General features: G+C 50.0%; 1 protein-coding gene. It reads left to right on the plus strand.

Features of this window, described 5'->3' with window-relative positions; all coding sequences use genetic code 11:
* Nucleotides 1-130: 130 nt before the first annotated feature.
* The coding region (locus ACLD7X_RS16735; RefSeq protein WP_425625410.1) for an Ig-like domain-containing protein at nucleotides 131-1,459 on the plus strand (1,329 nt) is incomplete at its 3' end.

Here is a 1,459-nt window from a genome sequence, read left to right on the forward strand (position 1 = left end):
AGCTCAGTTACCGGAATTGAGCAATCAGTTTCTCACGGCGATCGCCGACCGCCTCAAAACCTCTGGAAATTGAAAAACCTATGAGCTTGAAAAAATTTAAGGAAGAATTCCCCCGGCTACCTTGACGGGTGTGACCTGGACCTCGGCTACCTCGGGAAGCACGGCGATAACGGCGGGCGGCTCGGGCAGTGGGAATACCCTATCAGCCACGGTGAACCTGGGTACGGCGGCTGCCGACTCGATCACCTTCACGATCACGGGCACGGCTTCGGCCTCGGCGACGGGCAACCTGGTGAATACGGCCACAATTACACCACCGACCGGTACAACCGATCCTGTACCAGGAAATAACTCCGCCACGGATACAGACACGCCGGCAGCGGAAACGGATCTGGCGATTGTTAAGACGGTCAACAACAGTACGCCGAACGTCGGCAGTAATATCATCTTTACTTTAACGGTAACGAACAACGGTCCTAGTGCGGCCACTGGTGTATTGGTGAACGACTTACTACCTTCGGGCTACACTTACGTATCGGATAATGGTGCAGGAGCTTATGTGAGCGGAACGGGCGTGTGGACGATCGGCAATATGGCCAACGCCGCAAGTACCGCGTTGCAAATAACAGCCACGGTGAACGCGACTGGGTCTTATGCCAATACAGCCACCGTAACGGGGAATGAAAATGATCCCACGCCGGGAAATAACAAATCGACGAATACCCCGGTGCCAGGAGTTGTGATTATAGCGAGCTATGATAATCTGGGTGTATTGATAGCTGACAGTAGCGTTACTTTCCCTATCCTGAACAATGACAGCCTTACTAATGTTTCGCCGATTGATACTTCCATGGTTACCGTATCCCTGGTCACTAATGGTACCAAAGGGGTGGGAACTATTAACGCCAACGGCAGCCTAACGTACCAAGCTAATGAGGAGGTGTCTGGTATTGATAGTTTGATTTACAGGATTTGTGATAAAGCTAATCCCCTCGCCTGTGATACCGCCTTGGTTGTTGTGCGTATTCAGGAGCCGGTTCTACTATTTCCCAAGGCGTACCTCCAAGGAGCTTTATTTGGGGTAGGGTACCTAAACCCACCGACTAATACAATAATCGATTCCCTGATGCGTGATGATCTGCGGGTAAAGAACTTAATACCTTTGACATCACCTTACGGTTATTTGAATCCGACGGTAGCAGCCAATACAATAAATTCATCGGTATTAACCACCACCGGTCGGAATGCCATCGTGGACTGGATTTTCGTTGAATTACGCGATAAAAACGATTCCACAAAGATCGTAGCGAGCCAATCAGCGCTGCTGCAACGCGACGGGGATGTTGTAGGCCTCGACGGTATATCTCCTTTAAAATTATATGCACCAGACTCCATACAATTTTTTGTGGCGCTACTTCACCGTAACCACGCAACTATCATGACTGCAAAACCTTATCCT

Source organism: Aphanothece microscopica RSMan92 (genome assembly GCF_046613545.2).
Classification (GTDB): domain Bacteria; phylum Cyanobacteriota; class Cyanobacteriia; order PCC-6307; family Cyanobiaceae; genus NIES-981.